Source organism: Sphingomonas sp. J315 (genome assembly GCF_024666595.1).
Classification (GTDB): domain Bacteria; phylum Pseudomonadota; class Alphaproteobacteria; order Sphingomonadales; family Sphingomonadaceae; genus Sphingomonas.
This window is the reverse complement of sequence record NZ_CP088296.1, coordinates 784,036-806,695: the sequence shown is the minus strand read 5'-3', so window position 1 is coordinate 806,695 and position 22,660 is coordinate 784,036. Positions and strand designations below refer to the sequence as shown.

At 66.7% G+C, this 22,660-nt stretch carries 24 protein-coding genes and 1 pseudogene; 8 read left to right on the top strand and 17 right to left on the bottom strand.

Translation table 11 applies throughout. The features are described from left to right. Position 1 precedes the first annotated feature (1 nt). Complete coding sequence (locus LRS08_RS04355) at positions 2-1,351, bottom strand: cation:proton antiporter (RefSeq protein ID WP_257845498.1); 1,350 nt, start codon at positions 1,349-1,351, stop codon at positions 2-4. A 276-nt stretch (positions 1,352-1,627) separates the two neighbouring features. Between LRS08_RS04355 and LRS08_RS04350 the strand changes: the two genes are divergently transcribed. Beyond that, complete coding sequence (locus tag LRS08_RS04350) at positions 1,628-1,870, top strand: type II toxin-antitoxin system Phd/YefM family antitoxin (protein WP_257844742.1); 243 nt, start codon at positions 1,628-1,630, stop codon at positions 1,868-1,870. A gap of 4 nt (positions 1,871-1,874) precedes the next feature. After that, the gene (locus LRS08_RS04345) at positions 1,875-2,366 is read left to right on the top strand and encodes a PIN domain-containing protein (RefSeq protein ID WP_257844744.1); all 492 of its coding nucleotides are present in this window, start codon (positions 1,875-1,877) and stop codon (positions 2,364-2,366) included. A gap of 111 nt (positions 2,367-2,477) precedes the next feature. Here LRS08_RS04345 and LRS08_RS04340 read toward each other — a convergent pair whose 3' ends face one another. The 10 genes from LRS08_RS04340 to LRS08_RS04295 form a co-directional block, all read right to left on the bottom strand. Continuing rightward, complete coding sequence (locus LRS08_RS04340; protein WP_257844745.1) at positions 2,478-3,167, bottom strand: ATP12 family chaperone protein; 690 nt, start codon at positions 3,165-3,167, stop codon at positions 2,478-2,480. 4 nt (positions 3,168-3,171) lie between these two features. After that, the gene (locus tag LRS08_RS04335; RefSeq protein ID WP_257844746.1) at positions 3,172-3,387 is read right to left on the bottom strand and encodes a hypothetical protein; all 216 of its coding nucleotides are present in this window, start codon (positions 3,385-3,387) and stop codon (positions 3,172-3,174) included. Further along, positions 3,384-4,043: an HAD-IA family hydrolase gene (locus tag LRS08_RS04330; RefSeq protein WP_257844747.1), complete on the bottom strand. Its 660-nt coding sequence runs from the start codon at positions 4,041-4,043 to the stop codon at positions 3,384-3,386. Before LRS08_RS04330 ends, LRS08_RS04335 begins: the two co-directional genes overlap by 4 nt. Beyond that, on the bottom strand, positions 4,040-5,221 hold the full coding sequence (locus LRS08_RS04325; RefSeq protein WP_260481381.1) for an RluA family pseudouridine synthase: 1,182 nt from the start codon (positions 5,219-5,221) through the stop codon (positions 4,040-4,042). Before LRS08_RS04325 ends, LRS08_RS04330 begins: the two co-directional genes overlap by 4 nt. Continuing rightward, complete coding sequence (gene crcB, locus LRS08_RS04320; RefSeq protein ID WP_257844748.1) at positions 5,218-5,598, bottom strand: fluoride efflux transporter CrcB; 381 nt, start codon at positions 5,596-5,598, stop codon at positions 5,218-5,220. The genes LRS08_RS04325 and crcB overlap by 4 nt, the downstream gene beginning before the upstream one ends. Positions 5,599-5,641: 43 nt before the next feature. After that, a complete protein-coding gene (locus LRS08_RS04315; protein ID WP_257844749.1) occupies positions 5,642-6,193 on the bottom strand; it encodes a cyclopropane-fatty-acyl-phospholipid synthase family protein in 552 nt (183 codons plus the stop codon). Further along, entirely contained in the window at positions 6,190-7,506 is a 1,317-nt protein-coding gene (locus LRS08_RS04310) for an APC family permease (RefSeq protein WP_257844750.1), read from the bottom strand. The genes LRS08_RS04315 and LRS08_RS04310 overlap by 4 nt, the downstream gene beginning before the upstream one ends. Before the next feature lie 77 nt (positions 7,507-7,583). Continuing rightward, positions 7,584-7,877: a transcriptional regulator gene (locus LRS08_RS04305; RefSeq protein ID WP_257844751.1), complete on the bottom strand. Its 294-nt coding sequence runs from the start codon at positions 7,875-7,877 to the stop codon at positions 7,584-7,586. 9 nt (positions 7,878-7,886) lie between these two features. Further along, positions 7,887-8,501 carry a hypothetical protein gene (locus tag LRS08_RS04300; protein ID WP_260481380.1) on the bottom strand — a complete coding sequence of 205 codons (615 nt, stop codon included), beginning with the start codon at positions 8,499-8,501 and terminating at the stop codon, positions 7,887-7,889. Then, positions 8,498-9,706, bottom strand: a complete 1,209-nt coding sequence (locus LRS08_RS04295) for an acyltransferase family protein (protein WP_257844754.1) — start codon at positions 9,704-9,706, stop codon at positions 8,498-8,500. The genes LRS08_RS04300 and LRS08_RS04295 overlap by 4 nt, the downstream gene beginning before the upstream one ends. Before the next feature lie 109 nt (positions 9,707-9,815). Here LRS08_RS04295 and LRS08_RS04290 point away from each other — a divergent pair. The 3 genes and pseudogenes from LRS08_RS04290 to LRS08_RS04280 form a co-directional block, all read left to right on the top strand. Then, a pseudogene (locus LRS08_RS04290) lies at positions 9,816-11,210 on the top strand (DUF885 domain-containing protein); the annotation flags it as partial. Further along, complete coding sequence (locus LRS08_RS04285) at positions 11,161-11,700, top strand: DUF885 domain-containing protein (protein ID WP_312026678.1); 540 nt, start codon at positions 11,161-11,163, stop codon at positions 11,698-11,700. The pseudogene LRS08_RS04290 and the gene LRS08_RS04285, both read left to right, overlap by 50 nt. An 84-nt stretch (positions 11,701-11,784) precedes the next feature. Beyond that, entirely contained in the window at positions 11,785-12,528 is a 744-nt protein-coding gene (locus LRS08_RS04280) for a hypothetical protein (RefSeq protein ID WP_260481645.1), read from the top strand. On the opposite strand, the gene recN is transcribed toward LRS08_RS04280, so the two are convergent. After that, positions 12,525-14,186, bottom strand: a complete 1,662-nt coding sequence (gene recN, locus LRS08_RS04275) for a DNA repair protein RecN (protein WP_257844757.1) — start codon at positions 14,184-14,186, stop codon at positions 12,525-12,527. The genes LRS08_RS04280 and recN overlap by 4 nt on opposite strands. A gap of 64 nt (positions 14,187-14,250) precedes the next feature. Continuing rightward, the gene (locus LRS08_RS04270) at positions 14,251-15,117 is read right to left on the bottom strand and encodes an outer membrane protein assembly factor BamD (protein WP_257844758.1); all 867 of its coding nucleotides are present in this window, start codon (positions 15,115-15,117) and stop codon (positions 14,251-14,253) included. Between the two features lie 127 nt (positions 15,118-15,244). On the opposite strand from LRS08_RS04270, the gene LRS08_RS04265 reads away from it, so the two are divergent. Further along, complete coding sequence (locus LRS08_RS04265; RefSeq protein ID WP_257844759.1) at positions 15,245-16,069, top strand: class I mannose-6-phosphate isomerase; 825 nt, start codon at positions 15,245-15,247, stop codon at positions 16,067-16,069. 67 nt (positions 16,070-16,136) lie between these two features. After that, on the top strand, positions 16,137-16,733 hold the full coding sequence (locus LRS08_RS04260) for a glycine zipper 2TM domain-containing protein (RefSeq protein ID WP_260481379.1): 597 nt from the start codon (positions 16,137-16,139) through the stop codon (positions 16,731-16,733). Between the two features lie 50 nt (positions 16,734-16,783). Here the strand turns inward: LRS08_RS04260 and LRS08_RS04255 are convergent, their stop codons facing one another. Further along, positions 16,784-17,011 carry a hypothetical protein gene (locus LRS08_RS04255; protein WP_224921392.1) on the bottom strand — a complete coding sequence of 76 codons (228 nt, stop codon included), beginning with the start codon at positions 17,009-17,011 and terminating at the stop codon, positions 16,784-16,786. A 193-nt stretch (positions 17,012-17,204) separates the two neighbouring features. On the opposite strand from LRS08_RS04255, the gene LRS08_RS04250 reads away from it, so the two are divergent. Further along, entirely contained in the window at positions 17,205-17,786 is a 582-nt protein-coding gene (locus LRS08_RS04250) for a hypothetical protein (protein WP_257844761.1), read from the top strand. 61 nt (positions 17,787-17,847) lie between these two features. Here the strand turns inward: LRS08_RS04250 and LRS08_RS04245 are convergent, their stop codons facing one another. From LRS08_RS04245 to LRS08_RS04235, 3 genes are all read right to left on the bottom strand, one after another. Next, positions 17,848-18,891 carry a cell wall hydrolase gene (locus LRS08_RS04245; protein WP_257844762.1) on the bottom strand — a complete coding sequence of 348 codons (1,044 nt, stop codon included), beginning with the start codon at positions 18,889-18,891 and terminating at the stop codon, positions 17,848-17,850. A gap of 145 nt (positions 18,892-19,036) precedes the next feature. Further along, positions 19,037-19,687 (bottom strand): hypothetical protein, encoded by a 651-nt coding sequence (locus LRS08_RS04240; protein ID WP_257844763.1) that lies wholly within the window; start codon positions 19,685-19,687, stop codon positions 19,037-19,039. 121 nt (positions 19,688-19,808) lie between these two features. Further along, positions 19,809-22,652 (bottom strand): pitrilysin family protein, encoded by a 2,844-nt coding sequence (locus tag LRS08_RS04235; protein ID WP_260481378.1) that lies wholly within the window; start codon positions 22,650-22,652, stop codon positions 19,809-19,811. Between the last annotated feature and the right edge of the window lie 8 nt (positions 22,653-22,660).

Sequence of the window (22,660 nt, the reverse complement as noted above, 5' to 3'; positions counted from 1 at the left end):
CTCAGGCGAGGCGCGCTGCGATCGGCTGGGTCGGCGCTGCGCCATCCTCGCCGCTGATCGCATCCAGCTCGCCGCTCTCGCGAGCCTTTTTGCCATAGACCAGTTCGAACAGCGGCCCGGCCATCATCGTCGTGACGATCGCCATCAGCACCATCATCGAAAACAGCGTCGGCCCGATCACGCCCTTCTGCAGGCCGATATTGATGATGATCAGCTCCATGAGGCCACGCGAGTTCATCAGCGCGCCGATGCCCAATGCGGTGCGATTGTCCTCGCCCGACAGCCGTGCGGCGGCCCAACACGCGCCGAACTTGGCCAGGATCGACACGGCCAGGATGCCGAGCGCAATGGCGAACAAGGGCAGGCTGTTGACCATGTCCATCCGGGTATTGAGGCCCGAATAGGTGAAGAACATCGGCAGCAGCATCACCACCGCCAGCGGCTCGACCTTGCGCTTGAGTTCCGCGACGAACAGCCCGCGGGGCATGAACGCGCCGAGCAGGAAACCGCCGAACACGGCATGGATGCCGATCGCGTCCATCAGGAATGCCGATGCGCAGAACAGGATCAGCGTGATCGCCAGAACGGTGTTGCTCATCTCGCCCCGCGCCTCGACCGCGCGGCCCAGCGGCGCGAGCAGGCGCTTGCCGAAGACGATCATGAACGCCGCATAGGCGACGCCGCCGACGATCGCGACGACCGCAATGCCCGGCCCGCCGCCGAACGTCGCCAGCACGATCGCCAGCACGCACCACGACACCGCATCGTCGAACGCGCCAGCGGTCAGCGACAGCGTGCCGAGTGAGGTCTTGGCCAGCCCGCGCTCGTTGATTATCCGCGCCAGCATCGGGAATGCGGTCAGCGCGATGCACGCGCCCATGAACAATGTCGCGTTCCACTGACTGATCCCCTCGGCGAACAGCCCGGGGACGGTCAGCAGCAACGGCGTGATCAGCACGGCAAAGGCGAACGGCGTGGCGATGCCCGCCACCGATACGGTGACCGCGCTCTTCGCCTTGGTCTTGAAATGGTCGAGGTGCAGCGTGCAGCCGACTAGGAACATGTACAGGCCGACGCCGAACTGCGCGCCGACATACAGGACGTTCTTGGTCTCCTTGGGGAAGATCGCAGCCTGCATTTCCGGGAAGAACAGCCCGAACAGCGACGGGCCGAGCACCACGCCCGCGATCATTTCGCCCACCACCTGCGGCTGGCCCAGGAACTTCTGCCCCAGCCAGCCGACCACGCGCGCGGCAAGAATGATGATCGCGAGCTGCAGGAAGAAATGGATGCTGTAGTCGGTCGGGGTAAAGCTCGCCGCGGCGTTCACCGCCGGGCCATGCGCCCCCATGATGTCGCCCAGCGCACGCAGGCTGTCGTCGATCAAATCCTGAAACAAATGGCCTCTCCCCCCCCATTGCCCGATCCGGTGTTGCGGTCGGCGATTGGAGGCAGGGGAACCGGAAATGCCGCCGGGTGCAAGCGCGCGCGACAACGTTGGCAGCATGTTCGCTGTCGATTTCTTGGTGGATTGCCCAAGCTGTTGCAGTGGTGCTACAAGATAGGTACATGCCTACATGGTATCGCTACCATAATAGGTATGTAGGTGCGAAAAAATGGGGCGATTATGCGGGTAGTGACGAGCCGCGAATTCAATCAGGACGTCAGCAGGGCGAAGCGATTCGCGCGCGACGCTCCGGTGTTCGTCACCGATCGCGGGCGTCCGACCCACGTCCTGCTCAGCATCGACGCCTATCGCCAGTTGAGCGGCGAGCATCAGTCGATCGTCGACCTGCTCGCGGCCCCGGAGGGGGCGGTTTTCGACGCCGGGCCGACGCCCGATCGCTGGGATCGGCGGGGAGGGCGTTAGGCTGATGTTCCTGCTCGACACCGAAATTGTCGTCGCCCTGCGCGACGCACGCGGCACGCATGGCGATCCGGCGCTGGTCGCCTGGGCGCATGGCGTCCCGCACCAGCGCATGTTCCTCTCCGCCGCCAGCCTGGTCGATCTGGAGCGTGCCGCGTCCGATGCCGCCCGTGCGGGTCGCGATCTTGGCGCGGCATGGCGCGGCTGGATCGACGGGCAGCTGCTCCCCGCCTTTGCCGGGCGGACCCTTCCGATCGACGCGGCGGTCGCGCAGCGGCGCGGGCAGCTGCCCTATGCCGACCTGCATGACGGTCTGCTCGCCGCGACCGCGATCGAACATAATCTGACGCTGGCAACCTCGCGCACCGCCGCGTTCAAACAGGGCAAGGTCAAGCTGCTCGACCCCCGCGCTCACGCCGATGCGCCCGAGCCCGAAGACTGGCGCGAAGCCGCCCGCGCCGGATCGGCATGGCTCAAGACGTTTTTCGTGCGGGCTTAGCCTTCTTGCCCTCTCCCCTTGATAGGGGAGAGGGTTACCGCAGCTTGGCAGCTTGCTGCCTAGCGGAGGTTGGGAGAGGGGTAGATCGGCCCGCAGCGCCGAGCGCCCACGCTAAACCAACCCCAGAAACCGCACCGCAGCCGCATATTCCGCCCGTCGCGCATCGCGCGCCTTGCGGGCCAGCTCGTCCTCGCCCCAATGCTCGACCTGCCAATCCTCGTCGAGATTGGCGGCGGACCAGATATCCTCGGCATCCGCAGCGCGCTCGATCAGCGCCAGCGCCGCGACCAGCGACCCGGTGATCGTCACCACCGGAGACAGCCCCGCCAGCTCGAACGCCGACCGCGCCGCCACCGCCGCGCCCAGCGCCGCCACCGCCTCGGCGGGCTGCGCGACATGGACGATCCCCGTGGTCGGGATCAGCACCGCGCCATGGCGCAGCCGCGCCCAGTCGAGCAGCGGGTCCCAGCTCGCCGCCTGCCGAAGTTGCAGCTCCAGGGGATGCTCGGCGCGGTAGCAGAGCAGGTCGCTCTCGCCATATTTGGCAAGGCCAGCAGCGAAGGCCGCCGGGTCGGGCGCGATCCGGTCGATCGCGGCATTGGACAGACCGGTCAGCGGCATTGCGCGCGGATCGATCGTCTCGCCAACCCCGCGCCACTCCTCCGCCACCGCCTCGGCCAGCGCGGGGGTCGGCAGCGTCAGCGGTGCGCGGCCCGGCGTGCGCACCGGCTTGCCGTCGAGATGGACGTCATGCCCGCCCTGCGCCGCGACCAGCGCGACGTCCTTCCAGAACCGTCGCATGATCCTATTCCGTCGGCGGGGTGCGCCAGCGTCGGGCGAGCGCGCGCGGCACCACGGCGATGCAATACAGGCCGGAGATCAGGATCGCCGCGCCCAGGATGCGCAGCCACATCGCGTCGGCCTTGCCCATGATGACCAGCCCGAACACCGCGCCGGCGACCGCGATCATCTGCGCGAATACCATCGCGAAATAGCGCCCGCGCGCAGGATCCTCGGTCATAATGCCTCCAGCAGCGCCGGCAGTTCGCGCGCGTGCGTCGTCACGTGATGCGCCCCGGCGGCGTGCAATTCATGCGCCTCGTGATAGCCCCACGCAACCCCGACCGCGTGCGTCCCCGCATTGACCGCCATCGCGATGTCATAGCTGGTGTCGCCGATCATCGCGGTGCGCAGCGGGTCGCCGCCCGCCTCGGCAATCGCGGCGTGCAGCATCGCCGGATGTGGCTTGGACGGATGCCGGTCGGCGGTCTGCAGCGTGACGAAGCGGTCGCCCAGTCCATGATGTTCCAGGATCAGCGCCAGCCCGCGATCCGACTTGCCGGTCGCCACGCCCAGCAGCCATCCGGCATCGCTCAGCGCCTCGATTGCTTCGGCGACGCCATCGAACAGTGGTTCCGGGTCGAGTGCCGCGTCGATCCGCATCGCATGGAAGGCGCGCTTGTACGCTTCCGCCATCGCGACGTGCAGCGCCCCGTCGCCATCGGGCAACAGCTGCGCGATCGCCGGGACGAGGCTGAGGCCAACGATCCGCCGGATATCTTCGCGCGTCGGCGGATCGAGCCGGTGCGCGACGAAGCACGCCTCCATCGCGCGGCAGATATTGGCCTGCGAATCGACCAGAGTGCCGTCGCAGTCGAACACGGCGAGCCGGATCATGGTTTCTTCGTCGGCTTCCGCGCGGGCTTCTTGGCCGCCTTCTTGTCGTCCTTCTTGCCCGGCTTGGCCTTTTTCACCGTCGTCTCGCGGCGTCCCTGCCGCTCACCACGACGCTCTTTTCGCACCGTCTTGGCATGCGCCTTGGCCCAGGCTTTTTCCTGCTCCTTGGTCGGCGGTGCCTTTTCGTCGGGCGGCAGATTGTCGCCATCCTCGAGGTTGAAGCCGAGCTGGACGAGTGTCTCCGCGAAATGCGTCGGCAGGTCGGCCGTCACATCCAGCTTGCCGCCATCGGGATGGTCGATGCGGATGCGCCGCGAATGGAGGTGCATTTTCCGCGAAATGCTGCCCGACAGGAACGCCTCGGCCATGCCATATTTGCCGTCGCCGACAATCGGGTGGCCGATCGCCGCCATGTGCACGCGCAGCTGGTGGGTGCGCCCGGTATGCGGCTGCAGCTCGACCCAGGCGGCGCGGTTCCCCGCACGGTCGATCACGCGATAGCGGGTCCGCGCGGGCTGGCCTTCCTTTTCGTCCACCTGCATCTTTTCGCCACCGGTCCCGGGCTGCTTGCCGATCGGGAGTTCGATGAACCCGTCCTCGATGCTCGGCACGCCGACGACGACCGCCCAATAGGTCTTGCGCGCCGTCCGCCCGGAGAAGCTCTTCGAGAAATAGGCCGCCGCGCGCGCCGTCCGCGCCAGCACCAGCGCACCCGACGTATCCTTGTCGAGCCGGTGCACCAGCTTGGGCCGCGTATCGAGGTCGAAATACAGCGCGTCGAGCAATTGATCGACATGATCGTGCGTCTTGGTCCCCCCCTGCGTCGCGAGGCCGGGCGGCTTGTTGATCACCATCGCCTGCGCATCGCGATGGATCACCATCGACTCGGCGAACTCCATCTGCTCGGGCGACAGTTGGGGACGCGCCTTTTTGGGCTTGGCCGCCACCGCTGCCGCTTGCGCTGCGTCGGCCGGGGGCACACGGATCACCTGTCCCGCCTGGACGCGATCGCCGGGAGTCGCGCGCGCGCCATCGACGCGCAGCTGCCCCGTCCGCGCCCAGCGCGACACGATGTTGAAGCTGGTGTCGGGCAGATGCCGCTTGAACCAGCGATCCAGCCGGATGCCGTCATCGTCAAGCGCGACGGTGAACTGGCGGACATTCCCCTCGGCGCTCATGCCGCCACCATCCGGCTGACCTGCAGCCCCGCGAACAACGCGCCGATCGACAGCACGACCGAGGCGAGAATGTAGAACAATGCGGTCGCAAACTCGCCGCGCTGGAGCATCGACGCGGTCTCGAGCGAAAAGGCGGAAAAGGTCGTGAAACCGCCGAGCACCCCGACGCCGAGCAGGTAGCGCAACGCCTCACCCCCGCTCGCCCGCGACGCGAGCCACGCGGCGAGCAGCCCCATCGCGAACCCGCCGACGACATTGACCGCCAGCGTACCGACCGGGAACCCCGGCCCCCAAATGCCAAGCGCCGCGCGCCCGACCAGATGCCGTGCGCCAGCGCCGACTGCGCCGCCCAGCATGACAAGAAACAGATGATGCATCGCGCCGCCCTAGCGCGGAAACCGCGCGGGGTCGATTCCCGCGCTATCCGCGCGGCGGCACCGTCCAGTAATAGATCGTCCGGCCGTCGACCTCGGCTTCCTTCTCCGGCTCCCAATCGCCCATGCGAAAGGCGTGGCTGACGATCCGCGTCCCCGGCTTCAGCTCTGCGAGCAGCTTCGGACGGAGCTTCTCGTTCAGCGTGTCGAGCAGGTACAGTGTCACGACGGTCGCGTCGCTGAAGTCGCTGGTGAACAGGTCGGCCTGTTTGAACGTCACCTCGCCAGTGACGCCCGCAGCCTTGGCATTGGCGTTCGCCTCAGTAATCCGCTGCGGGTCGATGTCGATTCCGACGGCACGCACCTGCTTGCGCTTCGCCGCAGCGATCGGGATGCGCCCGTCGCCCGAGCCGAGATCATAGAGTATGTCACCGTCGCGCAAATCGACCATGTCCAGCATTGCCTCGACCACTGCAGGCGGGGTGGGGACATAGATCACGTCGGGGGTCTGGCTCGCGGCGACGGACGGCGGCGTCGCAGGCGGCGCAATCGCACTTCCGGCGACCAGACTGGCGGCGGCGAGGATCAACAGCTTCATGGCTCAATCTCCGCTTCGGGGGTGAAGACCAACAGCAACAACGCGCCGACAACCAGCACGGCGACGCCGGCAAGTGCGCCCCACCCGGTATAGGCGAGGCTCGACCATAGCAGATACGCGGTGGTCGCGCAGAAGATCCCGGGCAGAACGGGATAGAGCGGTACCCGGAACGGACGGGGCGTATCGGGCTCGGTCCGGCGCAGCACGAACAGCGACAATCCGGCGAGCAGCAGGAATAGCCAGAACACCGGCGCAGTATATTCGACCGCGACCCGAAACCCGTCGCGCGCAAATCCGCCCAACGCGACCAGCAACAGCGCCACCGCCCCCTGTGCTACCAGCGCGTTGCCCGGTGTGTCGCGGCGCGCATCCCATTGTCCCAGCCACCCCAGTGGCGCGATACGGCGCCCGAGCGCGCACGCGGTGCGCCCACCGGTGATTGCGGTCGCATTGGCACTGGTCAGCGCCGCCACCGCCACCGCCGCGCTGATCGCCGCCGCGCCAGCGGGGCCGAATGCGCGGCGCATCACCTCCGCCGCGACCGCGTCGTTCCCGGCCATGCCCGCCATTCCTAGCCCGTTGAGCAAGGCCAGATTGACCAGCACATAGAGCGCGGTGACCAAAGCCAGCGCCGCGCACAGGATAGCCGCGATCCGCTTCGGCGGGTCCTTCATCTCGGCCGAGACATAAACCGCCTCGCTCCATCCGCCATAAGACAGCAGCACGAACACCATCACCAGGCCCAGCGCGCCGCCGCCCGGTGCTGCCGGAACTGCGTCGGGCGGCGCGAGCGAGAAGCCCGCGATGATTATCGCGACCAGCCCGACCACCTCGGCCAGCGTCAGCCAGCGCTGCGCCTGCGTTCCCCAGCGCACCCCCAGCCAGTTGATCGCGCTCACCGCGATGACCGCAATGCCTGCCCAAATCGCCGGGCCGAATGCGCCGAGCGGCAGCAATATCTGCAAATAATCACCGACGATGAACGACAGCAGCGCCAGCGACCCGGTTTGGATCACCGCCAGCCGCGCCCAGGCGTAGAGAAAGGCAATCCGCTGCCCGAACGCGCGCCCGATGAAATGATAATCGCCGCCCATATGCGGCCATGCCGCCGCCATCTCGGCATAGCAGAGCGCGCCGACAATGGAGAGCAGCCCTCCCGCGATCCAGGCCAGGATCATCGTGGTCGCGTCGCCCGCAACCCCCGCGACCAATGCCGGCGTGCGGAAGATACCGGCACCGATGACGATTCCCACGGTCAGCGCGAATACATCGACGGCGCGCAGCGTGCGGCGGGGAGATGAGGCGGTCGTCACTTGGCCGGCATCTGGTCAGGTCTCCGCAGGGCACGGGCGCGATTGCGACTGCAACTCGCTGGCCGCAATGCCGTTCCTTATGCGATCAGCTTGACCAATGCTTCAAGATACGCCGCGAACGCCTTGCGCCCGGCCGGCGTCATGCGCGCACGGGTCAGCGGCTTGCGCCCCGAAAAACTCTTGTCGATCGCGATATAGCCCGCCTCCTCCAGCTTGCGCAGATGCACGGAAAGATTGCCCTGCGTCGCCTGAAGCAGTGTCTTCAGTTCGTTGAAATCCGCGACCTCGGCATCGGCCAGATAGGCCATGATCCCCAGCCGCATGCGGCCGTGGATCACGTCGTCGATCTGCCCGATGTCGAAATCCTTCATCGCGGTCAGCTACTGGCCGCGCTGCGCATCAGGATCCAGCCCGGCAGCGCCATCAGCAGCAGTAACGCCACGCCGATCAGCGGCAGGAACAGGTCGATCCGCTCCAGCGCCAGCGCGCCGAGAAAGGCGGTGATGAACCATCCCGCCGAAATCAGCGCCAGCCAGGTGCGGCGACGGATCGCAAAGGCGATGTACCACGCCGCGCCTTGCAGCACCGCGACCATCAGCGGATGGAACAGCCATACCCCCCATGTCCTGACGGTGCCAGGCGAGATAGCCGAAGATCGCCGCAGTGGTCAGCGTCGCGAGGCCAGTGCTGCCGAACCCCGCATTGAGCGCACGCATCGCCATGCCCTGCGGTGCGATCGATCCGTTGCGCCGCACGATCCACACGATCAGCGCGATGAAAATCAGTGATGGCAGGAACCCGGCGGTCAGGTGGACGATGGCAGGCGCGGGCCAAGCGCTGATCATCAGCGCCCATTGCGCGATGCATTGCAGGCCATAGCACAGGCCCCCGGCGAGCAGCGCCTCTCCGGCAGAGCTCTGCACCTTGCCGCCCTCGCTCACCAGCGCGCGGACAAAGGCGAGGTCGTCGCGCATGCTCTGGGACGGATCGGTCATGCGGTCTGCACCTCCATCGATTGGGACCGGGCGGCGCGGGGATAGGCGCGACCGTTGAGCCAGCGACCCAGAAAGCTGCGCCGCACCAGAATGTGATAGCTGGCGAACAGGATAAGGGAAGCGCCCGCGATCACCATGGCGAACTTGACCAGTGCCGGAGCGGCGACCGGATAGACCAGCACCTGCAATGCCGCGACCACAGGCAGATGGACCAGATAGATCCAGTAGGAGGAGTCGGCGACATAGCGGACCCAGGGCCGCTCCGCGTCGAGGAAGCGCAGCGCCGCGCCGAGCAGGCCAAGCGTCCAGCACCAGGAGGCGATCATATAGGCGGCGGCGAGCGCTGGGCGGCTGGCAGGGGCGAAGAAGGTGGCCCCGGAAATCTGGATCAGCAGTCCGCCCGTGATCACTACCGCACCGATCATGTGCAGCGGCCAGCGGGCGGCGATGCTGTCGAGCAGGACGGGCTGACGCTGCAGCATCCATCCGGTGAAGAAGGCGGTGGCATAGGCGGCGCGCGCGCCGGCATTGGGGATCAGGCCGAGATCGGGGGTCGGAATGCCCATCACCGGCGCCCAGCCGGGGTGCCCCGCCAGCACCAGAAAGCCCGGCACTGCAAGCAGCACCGACGCTGCGCCATAGCGGATCGCACCCGCCAGCAGCGGATCGGCAATCCGCGCCGCGATCCGCCCTTGCCGGTCGATCATCTGCGCGATGCCGCGCAGCGCCAGAGCGGCGAGGTAGAGCCAGATCAGCAGATAGAGAAACCACAAATGGGTCAGCGGAAAGGTCGCAGCGGTCACCGGCGGGGGCGGCGGCTGATCGGTCGGCAGCGTGCCGCCGTTCATCACCGCTGCACCCCACACGAACGTCGCGATGATCGCTGCCAGCAAGATCGGCCAGAAGGCGAAGAGCGGTGCAACGATCCGCTTGGCGCGGTCACCGATGAACCCGCCCGTGCCGCGCCGTTCAAGCAGCATCCGCCCGAAAAAGCCTGCGATGACGAAGAACAAGGTCATCCGGAACAGGTGCGCCACGATGGCGAAATTGCCGATCAGCGGGTCCGCCGCGTCGCGCACCACCCAGAATTGTTGGCCGGGCAGGAAGCTGAGGCTCGCATGAAACGCCACCCCCAGCAAAAGCGCGCCGCCGCGCACGGCATCCAGCGCGTGCAGCCGGACGGGCGGGGTACCGGAATCATCCATCGCAAGCCTCCTCGGAGAATCAAACTCGCGCATTGGATACACGAAAACAAGTTTATAATACAAACTTATTTGCAGGACGTGATTCCGGGTGCGGCACGCATCGCTTGCAATGTTGGATTTCCTCTGCTTGCCTCCTGAAATGGCTATTTTCCCTCCGGTTCACGCATGCGCTCGCCGCTCCGCGCACGTCCCCGTACACGGGGCCAAAAATGTAAGGTTCGCTGTCCGCGGCCTGTTCGCCGGGGCTGCCTTCGCCGCCGCGCTGGTTGCCGCGCCGGCGATCGCGGGACCGCAGGATGACTTCCGCGCCCTGCTCGCCGAACATTTCGACTGGGTGCTCAGGGAGAATCCCGGCTTTGCCCGCTCGGTCGGTGTCGACATCGATCCGATCGCGGTCGGCGATGTCAGCCTCGCCGCCGAAGACCGTCGCGCTGCGGCGGAAGCGGTGTTCCTCAAGCGCCTCGACGCCATCCCCGATGCCGGCCTCACTCCGATCCAGCGCACCGACAAGGCGATCCTGCGCCGCTTGCTGTCGGAGAGCATCGAAGCGAACAGCTTCGGCCAGCGGACGATCCTGTTCACCAGCTACTCCAACCCCTGGCAGGGCGCGGCGGGACAGGGGGAGCGGACCGCCTTTCGGCGCAAGGCCGACTATGGCCATTATCTCGACCGGCTCGATCAGTTTCCCAAGACCAACGACACGCTGATCGCGATCACTGCAAAGGCGGTGAAGGGCGGCTATGTCCAGCCGTGCGTCAGCCTGGTCGGGTTCGAACAGACGATCACCGGCGTGATCCAGCAGGACCCGACCAAATCGCGTTTCTATGCGCCGTTCAATCGCAAGAAGCCGGTCGATGCGACCGACGCCGAATGGGCCGCGCTGCAGGCTCGGGCGAGGAAGACCGTCACCGAAGTGATCAACCCGGCCTATGCCAAGGCGGCGGCGTTCTATCGCACCAGTTACGAGCCCAAATGCGCCAGGGCGGTCGGCGTGTCGACGCAGCCCGACGGCGCACGTTACTATGCCTTCCGCATCCGTCAGCTGACCACGACCGACTTTAGCGCCGAACAGATCCACAAGATCGGCCTGGACGAGGTCGCGCGCATCCGCGCCGAAATGGTCGAAGTGGCCAAGAAGGCGGGCTTCGCGACGCGCGAGGCGTTTGTCCAGGAGCTGCGCACCAACCCCAAATATTACGCCAAGACGCCCGAGGAGCTGATGGCCGCCGCTGCCGTCCATTCCAAGGAGATTGACGGGAAGATGCCGGGCTTTTTCAACCGCATGGCGCGCCTGCCCTATGGCCTCAAGCGCATCCCGGCGGAGACGGCGGAGGGGACGACCACCGCCTATTACGGCCCGGGCAATCCTGAGCTGGGGCTGGCCGGCCATTACTATGTCAATACCTCGAAGCTCGACCAGCGCCCGCTCTACGAGCTGCCCGCGCTGACCGCGCATGAGGCGGTGCCGGGGCACCACCACCAGATCGCGCTGCAGCAGGAGTTGGAGACGTCGAAATTCCGCCGCTACCTCGCCAATTTCACCGCCTTTACCGAGGGGTGGGGGGCTCTATTCCGAGCGGATCGGGATCGAGATGGGCATTTACGACACCCCCGAAAAGGAAATGGGGCGGCTGTCCTACGAGATGTGGCGCGCCTGCCGTCTGGTCGTCGACACCGGCATCCATGCCAAGGGCTGGACCAAGGAACAGGCGGTCCAGTTCATGCTCGACAACACCGCGCTGTCGGCGGCGAATATCGATGCCGAGGTGAACCGCTATATCAGCTGGCCGGGGCAGGCGCTGGGCTACAAGCTGGGCGAGATCAAGATCCGCGAGCTGCGCGCCCGGGCGGAAAAGGCGCTGGGGGTCGAGTTCGACCTGAAGCGCTTCCACGATGCGGTGCTCGAACAGGGCGCCGTCCCGCTCGACGTTCTCGACGCCCAGATCGACGCGTTCATCGCGGCGGAGAAGGCGCGGGTGAAGAAGGCGGGGTGAGGAACCGGCAAACGCTTCCTTAACCCTGGCCTGTCATCACCTTGGCCCAAATCCCGCAGCTTTTTTGCGGGGATGCGGAGCGTGATGATGAGCCGTCGGGCGAACGCGATTGCCACCCTGTTGCTGCCATTGGCGCTCGCCGCCTGTGGTGGCGGAGAGGCGGGCAATGTCGATGCGCTGGACGATTCGATCGGCGGCAATTCGACCGATCCGGCGCTGATGGGCGCGCTACAGGACCAGATCATGGTCGATCCGCAGCTCGCCCAGCAATCGAACAAGGACGCGATCCGCCCGCCGGGCCAGCCCTATTCGGCGCCGATCCCGTCGGACACCGTCGCCGCAGCCAAAGCCGCGATGCCGGCCGAGGGCGAGCTGCTCAAGGCCCCGGCCCCTGTCGAGGGCAAGTGCGATGCCTGCGACGCCCAGGACAAGTCGGTGACCCTCGCCGGTCTCGCCGCCGGGCAAAAGGACCGCCGCACCGCCGACTGCGCGGCGAAACTGAGCTACTCCGCCGGCTGGGCCGCCCGCCTCCCCGCCGACATGCCGCTCCACCCCCAGGCCCGCGTAACCGAAGCGGCCGGGGCAGAAGGCGGTCAGTGCGGCCTGCGCGTCGTCAGTTTCTCGACCCCCCAGCCGCTCCAGACGATGATCGACTGGTACTATACCCGCGCCGTCCGCGGTGGCTATTCGGCCGAGCATCAGTTGAAGGACGGCCAGCATGTGCTGGGCGGCACCCGGGCGCGGGACGATTCGGCCTATGTCGTATTCCTGTCGGCGCGCGGCGATGGCGGGACCGAGATCGACCTGATCGCGAACCGGGGCAATTAGGCCGCCTCCAGCAGCCTTCCGGCCTGCGCCCTTGCCTCGTCCGTAACCTGCGCCCCCGACAGCATCCGCGCAATCTCCTCCCGCCGTTCGTCCTCGCTGAGCTGCCGCACGCCGGTGCGGGTGACGGTGCCGTCATGGCTTTTCGCGATCAGCAGGTGCGCCGCGCCGCGCGCCGCGACCTGCGGGCTGTGGGTGACGACCAGCAATTGTGCACCGGCCGAGAGCCGCGCCAGCCGTTCGCCGATCGCGCTCGCCACCGCACCGCCGACGCCGCGGTCGATTTCGTCGAAGATCAGCGTGCGTGCGCCGCCTTCCTCCGCCAGCGCGACCTTGAGCGCGAGGATGAAGCGCGACAGCTCGCCGCCCGACGCGATCTTGATCAGCGGCGCGAAGGGCGCGCCGGGGTTGGTCGACACCTCGAACTCCACCCGGTCCCGGCCGGCGGCGGACCATTGGTCGCGGGGCAACGGCTCGACGGTGGTGCGGAAACGGGCGGCGTCGAGCTTGAGCGGGCCCAGTTCCGCAGCGACCGCCGCGTCGAGCCGCGCGGCAGCAGCGGTGCGGGTCGCCGAGAGCGCCTCGGCCTCCGCGACATAGGCTGTTTCTGCCGTCGCGAGATCGGCGGTGAGGCGGGCGATCAGCCCTTCGCCGCCCTCGATCCGCTCGAGCCGTTCGGCCAGCGTCCGGGTGAGGTCGGCGAGGTCGTCGGGCTGGACCCGGTGCTTGCGGGCGAGGCCGCGCAGTTCGAACAGCCGCGCCTCGTCGGCTTCCAGCGCGGCCGGGTCGAAGGCGAGCGCTTCGGCGGCGGTGTCGATCCCGTCCTGCGTCGCGCTCCCCTCGTTCAATGCTCGGTCGAGCGCGGCGAGCGCTTCGGTGAGCGCGGGGTGATCCTCGGCGATGCGCTCGAGGATGCGTGCCGCCTGACGCAGCCGGGTGAGCGCGCCGTCGGATCCGTCGATCAGGTCGGCGATGGCCTGAAGCTCGCCCGCGATCTTTTCGCCGCGCTGCATCGTCGCACGGCGTTCGGCGAGCACGGCTTCTTCGCCCGGTTCGGGGTCCAGCTTGGTCAGTTCGGCGACCGCGTGTTCGAGCCATTCGCGGTCGCGCGCAGCGTTTTCCTGTTCAGCATGCGCGGCGGCGAGCGCGTCCTCGGCATCGCGCAGCGCGCGATGTGCTGCCGCGACGGCAGCCGTATCGGCTCGCCCGAAGATGTCGAGCAGCGCGCGGTGGCCGCGCGGGTTGAGCAGACCGCGATCATCATGCTGGCCGTGAATCTCGACAAGCAACGCGCCAAGGTCGCGCAGCAATCCGGCGGAGGCGGGCTGGTCGTTGACATAGGCGCGGCTGCCGCCGTCCGCCTTGACCAGCCGGCGGATCGTCAGCGGTTCGGACGGGTCATGGTCGAGCCCGCTTTCGCCGAGCAGTGCGGCGATCGGCGCGGGGTCGGCGGGTTCGAAGCTGGCGGTGACCACCGCCTGCGCCGCCCCCTGCCGCACCAGCCCGCTATCGGCGCGCGCGCCTAAAGCGAGGCCGAGCGAATCGAGCAGGATCGACTTGCCGGCGCCGGTTTCGCCAGTGAGCACGCCAAGGCCGGCACCGAAATCCAGGTCGAGCGCCTCGATCAGCACCACATCGCGAATTGAAAGCGCGGTCAACATGCGCCTGCATTACCCCTTTTTGTTCCGCCTTGGGAGGGGCGTTTCATCAGGGGCGCTTCGGCTTTCAGTTGGTCTCGTCAGTCGCGGGCTTCGGCGTTGGCGTTTCGTCGCGCGCCGGGGGCGCCGCAGGCGTCACCAGCGCGGGAACCGGGACCGGCTCGCCATGCTTCTGCACCAGCTCATAAGCGCGCTCATACCATTCGGTACCCGGATAGTTGGCACCCAGAACGGCTGCGGCTTTCTTCGCCTCGTCCTTCACGCCGAGTGCCAGATAGCTCTCGGTCAGGCGCATCAGCGCTTCGGGGGTGTGGGTCGTGGTCTGATACTGGTCGATCACCGTGCGAAAGCGGATGACAGATGCGAGCCATTGCCCTTTTGTCTGATAATAGCGCCCGACTTCCATCTCCTTGCCCGCGAGATGGTCGCGGACAAGGTCGATCTTGAGGCGCGCGTCGGCGGCGTAGCGGGTATTGGGATAGCGGCGGTTGAGCTCACCCAGCGCGTCGAGCGCCTGCTGGGTGATCTTCTGGTCGCGGGTCACGTCGCTGACCTGCTCATAATAGCTGAGTGCGATCAGATAATAGGCATAGGGCGCGTCGCGGTTGCCGGGATGGACCGCGAGGAAGCGCTGCGCCGACTGGATCGACTGGGTGTAGTTCTTGTCGAGATAATAAGCGAAGGCACCCATCAGCTGGGCGCGGCGCGCCCAGACCGAATAGGGGTGCTGGCGCTCCACCTCGTCGAACAGCGCGGCGGCGAGCTTGTACTGGCCGCGATCGAGCCGGTCCTTTGCCGTGGTGTACAGCGTGCCCACGTCGCGCGCGACATATGGGAGGTCGGCACGCTTGCCGGCACCGCTGGCGCAGCCAGCGAGGGGAAGGGCCAAGGCGACTGCGGCAAGTGCCAGCGAGCGGGTGGAAAGCATACGCATCGCGCCGGTTCTTAGCCGAGCCTTGCGGCCTCGCGAAATGTTTTTTGGGGGTGCTTGCGGTGAAGCGGATCGACGCGCAGAATCCGGGCGTTGATGCAAGACCCTATCGCGCATCAACGGAGGACCGATGCCCGTCCAATTGCTGGCCATGCACCGTGTCGAAAAGCCCTGGGGGCGGCATCGCCTCTGGCCCGGCTTTGACGACCCCGCGCCGGATGGCGAGCCCGTCGGTGAAATCTGGTTCCAGGAACCGGGCGATGCCACGCCCGATTTGCTGATCAAATATCTGTTCACCAGCGAGAAGCTGTCGGTGCAGGTCCATCCCGACGACGCGGCGGCGCAAGCGCGGGGATTGCCGCGCGGCAAGGACGAATGCTGGCTGATCCTCGATGCCGAGCCCGAATCGACGATCGCGATCGGGCCGCGCGCGCGCGTGGATGCGGATACGTTGCGGTCGGCGGCGCGGGACGGGTCGATCGTCGACCTGCTCGACTGGAAACCGGTGCGTGCCGGGGACTTCATCTATGCAGCCGCCGGGACGGTCCATGCGATTGGCGCGGGAATCACGCTGATCGAGGTGCAGCAGAACAGCGATACAACATATCGCCTCTATGACTATGGCCGCCCGCGCGAACTGCATCTGGAGGACGGGGTCGACGTTGCGGTGCTGGAGCCATGGGTTCCGCACACCGGGCCGGGCGTGGTCGAGCATGGCCGGACGATCCTGGTCGAGGGGCCCAAATTCGTGCTGGAGCGCTGGATCGGCGGGGATCGCATGATTCGACTGCCGCATGACGCGGTCGGCTGGCTGATCCCCGTGCAGGGCAGGGGCGCTGCGGACGGTCTTGCATGGCAGGCGGGCGATTGCCTGAGCATCTCCGGTAGCGTGGTCGTGACCGCGTCGCCCGATGCCGACCTGCTCTTCGCCTATCCCGGCGATACCCGCATCTGAAGCTGGCCGGGACATGAACGCAGGGTAGTTTGTCGTTCACGCAACCTCCCGATGCATCGGGCCGTTTATGCGGCATTCCAAGATGCAGGAGAGTTTCCATGCGTACCCCCTTATCGCCGCGATGATGGCATCGGTCGTACTCGCGCCGGTCCCCGCGTTCGCCCAGCAGACACCGCGTGAAGCCAACCGCGAATATCGCGAAGAGGTTCGCGACGCGCAGCGCGACTATCGCCGTGACATGCGTCGCGCCGACACGCCCGCCGAGCGCCGTGCTGCGCAGCGCGAATATCAGCGCGAGTTGCGCGACGCGCGTCAGGACCTCCGTGCCGACCGCCGCGACTGGCGCCAATATCGCAACTATGACTGGAACCGCCCGGCGCGCGGCCAGCGGGCGTATTATGCCGACGACTATTATCGGGACGGTCGCTATTATCAGGAGCGTCGCCTGAGCCGACAAGACCGCATCTATCGCGGGCGCGACGGGCGTTATTATTGCCGCCGTAGCGACGGTACGACCGGCCTGATCGTCGGTGGGATCGCCGGTGGCTTCCTTGGCAACGCGCTGTCCAACGGGCGGTCGACCGTGCTGGGCACGCTACTCGGTGCGGCTGGCGGCGCGGCGCTAGGCGCGTCGATCGACCGCGGCAATGTGCGCTGCCGCTAACGCCGATGATGGAACGCCCCGGCTCTCACAGCCGGGGCGTTTCCGTCGATTCAGATGAGGCCGCCGGTCAGGAACAGGCGCAGCCCGCTGATCACCAGCACCACGATGTTGAGGTTCCGGCCTGCGGTGCCGCTCGACAGCAGACCAAATACCAGCCCGACAACCGCGATCGGAAAAGCGATCCAGTTGACCAGCGGCAGCAGCGGGATGGGCAGGATGCCGATCAGCGCGATGAGGAGCGCGACGGCACCGGTGACGAGGGAAAGAAGGTTCAGCATGACGTCAAGATGACTCCTTGAAGGTGTTTTGGCAAGATAGAACACTTCACCCGTTAACGATTATGAACGGACCTGTCGCAGGTGCGACACGCCGCGACACAATAACGACATTCCCGCCAAATCGCTGAGACACCTGTTCACCATAAAGGGGACAGCCGCCGATGCGGCGACGAATTTGAAGAGGAGAAAGTCGATGAAGAAGATTGCACTGATCGTTGCCGGTCTTGGCATCGCCGCCGCCACCGTTCCCGCCGCTACTGCGCAGGCCGGGTGGCAGAATATCAACCAGCGTCAGGCGCAGCTCGATCGCCGGATCGATCAGGGCGTTCGCAACGGCCAGCTGACCCGTGGCGAGGCGGCTCGTCTGCGCGCCGAGTTCCGCGGCATTGCCGATCTCGAGATTCGCTATCGCCGCTCGGCTCCAGGCCTGACGATGGCCGAACGCGCCGATCTCGACCGCCGCTTCGACGCACTGTCGCGCAAGATTCGCGCTGAGCGACACGATGACCAGGGTGCTGGCAACTGGTGGAACATCAACCAGCGCCAGGCGATCCTCGATCGCCGGATCGACCAGGGCGTGCGCAACGGCCAGCTCACCCGTGCCGAGGCCATGCGCCTGCGCGCCGAGTTCCGGGGCATCGTCGCCCTTGAGGCACGGTATCGCCAGAGCCGTCCGGGCCTGACGGTGGCCGAGCGGGCCGACCTCGACCGGCGCTTCGACGTGCTGGCGCGCAAGATCCGGTGGGAACGTCGCGACTGGCAAAACCGCCGCTAAGCGCCGACGTTACCTGCTGGCAATGACGGCCTCCGCACCCCGGTGCGGGGGCCGTTTTGGTTTAGCGGATCGGCTTGCCGCTGTCCTTCCATCGATCGAGCACCTGCGAGTCGGCAGGCTCGGCATAGCGGGGCAGCGGGTCGCCGCTTTCGGCCTCGTCGCGACGCGGGGCAGGGCGTTCGATCTTCGGCATCGGCACGGCGGGCGTGGGGCGGAGCAAAGGGTTGCCGGGCCGCTGCACCGCGCCGACGGTCGCGACCGGAGTTGCGACCGGGCTGGGCTTGGCCGTCGGAGTAGCGGACATCGCCGCGACCTGCATCTTCGGTCCAGGCATGGGCTCACCGCCGCGATAGCTCCGGGTGAACGCCGCGCCGGTGCCCCAATAGCCCTTCCAGCGATGGAAGAAATGCGCGCCGAACACGCCGGTCATCACCAAGCTCTTGTTCCAGCTGGGGGTGACGGCGTGGGTATGATAATGGGTCGCCATGCCGACCGGCGCGAACACCCCGCCCGCCAGTGCCGCCGATGCAACCCGTGCGGCGCGGTCCCAATGGGCACGCGACGGCTTGCGCGCCATCGAGCCGTCACAGGCGAAGCTGAACTGGCATCCCGGCTTTTCCGAGCCCTGAAAGACGACGCCGCAGATCGTGCCGGGGAAGGTCGGGTGGCGGGCGCGGTTGAGGATCACCTGCGCCACCGCGCGCTGGCCGTCATCGGGTTCGGTCGCGGCCTCGTAATAGATTGCGGTGGTCAGGCATTGCAGCGCGCGCGCCTTGTCCTGCGCCGATCCGCGCAGCTCGAACGGCGGGGCGGGGCGGATGGTCGGATCGACCGCCGCGCCTTCGGGCACCGGCGTGTCGGGCAGCTCGACCGTGCCGGTTGCGCCCTGGGTGGGGGCACCGATCGCGTCGTCATCGGCCAGCTGGTAGAAGGCGGCGCCGGGGAAATGATCGTCCGCCTCGTATCCGGTCGGCTCCGGCCCGGCGCGCTGCGCGCCCTGCTCCGACGCGTGCAGCGCAGTCAGCCCGGCATGTGCGGAAAAGCCGGCTCCGATCAGCGACGCGATCAGCGCCGCCGCAAGGCCCCTCAGCTGTATCCGTGTCATCCGCCGCAGCATATTCGTCCCGCCGGGAGAGAATCCCGAGCCTGCCATATAGAGCTACGAAGGTTTAATTTCTGCTGCCGTTTTGGACGCGTCCCGGGGTGAAACGATTGATAGTTAAGCTAATATTAGGGATTCGAGTGTCGGGTCAGGTGAAGCCGCATTCGTAATAGTCTCCCCAAATCGGGCGACACCAAAGCAAGTCTCCGCCGAACAGCTTGGTCACGCGATCAGCTGCACGGAATTTGCCCGTGACCGGATCAAAGCCATCAGCCTGCATCATCTCGCCGGTAGGGTCGTAGATCAGCGCCGACCAATTATCGAGAAACCCCTCTGGAAAGAAGGCCACCCGGACCGGTGGTCCGGGGTCGATCCAATAGGACACTCCGCGAAATTCGCCCCGACCATCGGCGGTTGGGGTGGCCCCTTCCTTTGCAATAATCTCCTCGAACCGCTGACCGTACATCGTGATCTGTGCGATGAGGCCGATCCGGCCGCCAGCCTGTCCCAACGGAGGAAAGAGGCAAATCGCCGTCAGAAGCAGCGAAGGCGGTATCAGTATCGTCGCGAGTCGCCGTGTCAGGGTCACACCCAGCGGCTTCGCATGCCATGCGGCGATGGACCATCGGACGGTAACTGCGATCGCTGCCAGATAGAGGCCGGCCAAGCCAACCAGTATCGGCAGGATGAGATAAAATTCCAGCCAAGCGCGCAGGAGGCCGAAGCCGAAAGGGACCGCCGCGAGCAAGCTATACCACTTCAGCCAGCGCTTCGCCTGTCCGACGCCTTCACCCGTCATTGCCTTCCCCTCAGCGTGTCCATCGGCGGAGGTGGGCTAGGCGGTCGGTAAGGTCATGAGACAAATCTGAGCATTTGATGGGGCACCCGAAACCATGTGGTAGCCAGCGCCCCGCCAATCGCTACTTCAACGTCGCGCTGTCGAGGTTGAGCGCGCTGGCCGGGATCACCTCCAGATGCGGGTAGCTCTTGCGCAGCTCGTCCACGAACGCGTTTGCGTCGCCGACCACGACGATGCTGGCGTTGCTCGGGTCGAGCACCTTCTTGGCCGCTGCCTGCACCGCTGCCGGATCGACGCCCTGGATCGACGGGATATACTTTTGCAGCGTGTCGAGGGGGACGCCGTCGGCGACATAGTCGGCGAGCGCGCCGGCGATGCCGTCGGTGCGTTCGATCCGGCGGCCGAAGCTGCCGACCAGCACCGCCTTGCGCGATTCGAGCTCGGCGGCGGGGACCGGGGCCGCGCCCAGCCTGGTCATTTCCTCGGCGATCAGCTTGACCACTTCGGGGGCCGACGGGTTCTTGGTCTGGGTCGAGGCGGTGACGATGCCCGGCGCGCGGCGTGCGTCTACGCTGCTGCCCGCGCCATAGGCCAGACCGCGCTTGATGCGGATTTCACGATTGAGGCGCGAGGTGAAGCCGACGCCGAGTGTGGCGTTGGCGACCTGTGCCGCGTAGAAGTCGCGGTCGCTGCGCGCGATGCCGGCACGCGCGATAACCACGCCGGCCTGACCAGCTTCGGGCAGGTCGACGACAATCACGCGCGGGGCAAGCGCTGGCTGGGCCGCGCTTGCCTGAATTGTCAGTGCGCCGCGTTGCCAGTCGCCGAACAGTTTCTGCGCGAGCGTGGTTGCATCCTTGCTGCCAATGTCGCCGACGATGACCAGCGCCGAATGGTTCGGACGCCAGGAATTGCCATAGGCGGACACGACATCCTGTCGCGTGATCCGCGGCAGCGAGGTCGGGCTGCCCGACAGCATGTTGCCATAGGCGCGGTCGCCGAACACAGCGCGGCTGGCGACGATGCCCGACAGTGCGGCGGGATTCTCTAGCTGGACGGTGACGCCGTCGACTGTCTGCTTGCGCGCGCGGTCGATCTCATCCTGCGCGAAGGCAGGGTTGCGCGCGACATCGGCGAGCACGGTGAGCGCGGGTTCGACCTGATCGGCCTTGACCGTTACGGTCGCAAAGGCGGCATCCCAGTCGGCCCCGGCGCTGATCGATCCGCCGAGCGATTCGATCTGCTGTGCAATCTGTTCGGCTGAGCGCGTTGCTGTTCCCTTGGTCAGCAGCGATGCTGCCAGCGCGGCCGTACCTGCCTTGCCCGCAGGATCCTTGGCGCCGCCCGCCGGGGAAACGACAGTCGCAGTGACGATCGGCAGGTCGCGCTTTTCGACCACGATCACGCGCATCCCGTTGGCGAGTTTCGTTTCGACCGCGTTGGGGATGGTGGGGGCGACGGGCGCGCCGGGGGCGGGGACAGCAACCCGTTCCGCCTCGCTCGCCGCAGTGTGGATGACAATGTCCTTTGGCGCGACCAGGGGTGCGACCTTCACCGTGTCAGCGACTGCAACCGTGTCGCCCTTGGCTCCCTGCGCCATGGCGTCGGGGAGATAGATGAGCGCCGCGGACTGATTGTCGCCCAGATACTTGCGCGCGACGCGCTGGACGTCGGCGGCGGTCACCTTGGCGATGTCGGCGAGCTGGCGGTCGCTGTGGCGCGGGTCGCGGTCGATGATGATCGACGCGGCGAGGGTCGACGCCTTGCCCTCCGCCGTCTCGCGGCTCTTGAGCGCGCTGGTCAGGATCTCGTTCTTCGCCTCGGCAAGTTCGGCGGCGCTGACCGGCGTGTCGCGCAGTTCGGCGATCTCGCGCCGCATCGCCTGTTCGCCATCCTCGGCCGACTTCCCGCCGGCCAGGATCGCGTACATCGCATAGGCGCCGGTCGACTGGCGCGAATCGAGGAAGGTGTCGGCCTGCGCCACCAGCTGATCGCGATAGACGAGGTTGCGATAGAGCCGCGAATTCTCGCCCCCGGACAATATCCCGTCGAGCACGGTCAGCGCGGGCAGATCGGGATCGTTGTCCGGCGGCAGCTGATAGCTGAGCAGCACCGCAGGCAGCGGAGTGTTGGGCTCATAAACCGTCTTGCGCACCGCCGTGGTGCGCGGCGGTTCGGCGACGGTCACGCGCGGGATCGGGCGATCGGGCTTCGCGATCGGCGCGAAATATTTGTCTACCCATTTGGCCAGCTGGGCGGGGTCGAAATTGCCGGCGACGACCAGCACGGCATTGTCAGGCCGGTAATAGGTAGCGTGAAAGGCGCGAATATCGTCGATATTCGCCGCGTCCAGATCCTCGATGCTGCCGATGCCGGGACGGGCATAGGGGTGCACGGTGTAGGAGATGTTGGGGAAATAGACGTAGAACAGCTTGCCATAGGGCTGGGCCAGCACGCGGCTGCGCAGCTCTTCCTTCACGACATCGCGTTCGGAGGCGAAGACCTTCTCGTCAACGACCAACGTGGCCATCCGGTCGGCCTCGGCAAACAGCAGCCGCTCGAGATGGTTGGCAGGGACGACCTCGAAATAATTGGTGTAGTCCGACGCGGTCGATGCGTTGTTATAGCCGCCGACATCCTCGGTCAGCCGGTCCATCTGTTCGTCGACTAGGTTTCTGGTACCCTTGAACATGAGGTGCTCGAACATGTGCGCGAAGCCCGACTTGCCCGCGGGATCGTCCTTGCTGCCGACATCGTACCAGACCTGCACCGACACGTTGGCGGTGCTGGTATCGCGGATCGCATAGACTTTGAGGCCGTTGGGCAGCGTCCGTTCGGTGAAGTCGAGCGGGGCGACGGCGATCTGCTGTTGCTGCTGCTGTGCGGCGGGTGCGGCCTGCTGGGCCTGTGCGGCGAAGGGGAGCAGGGCGGCGCTCAGGTACAGCGCGGTGCGGGTCAGGCGCATCTTGTCGG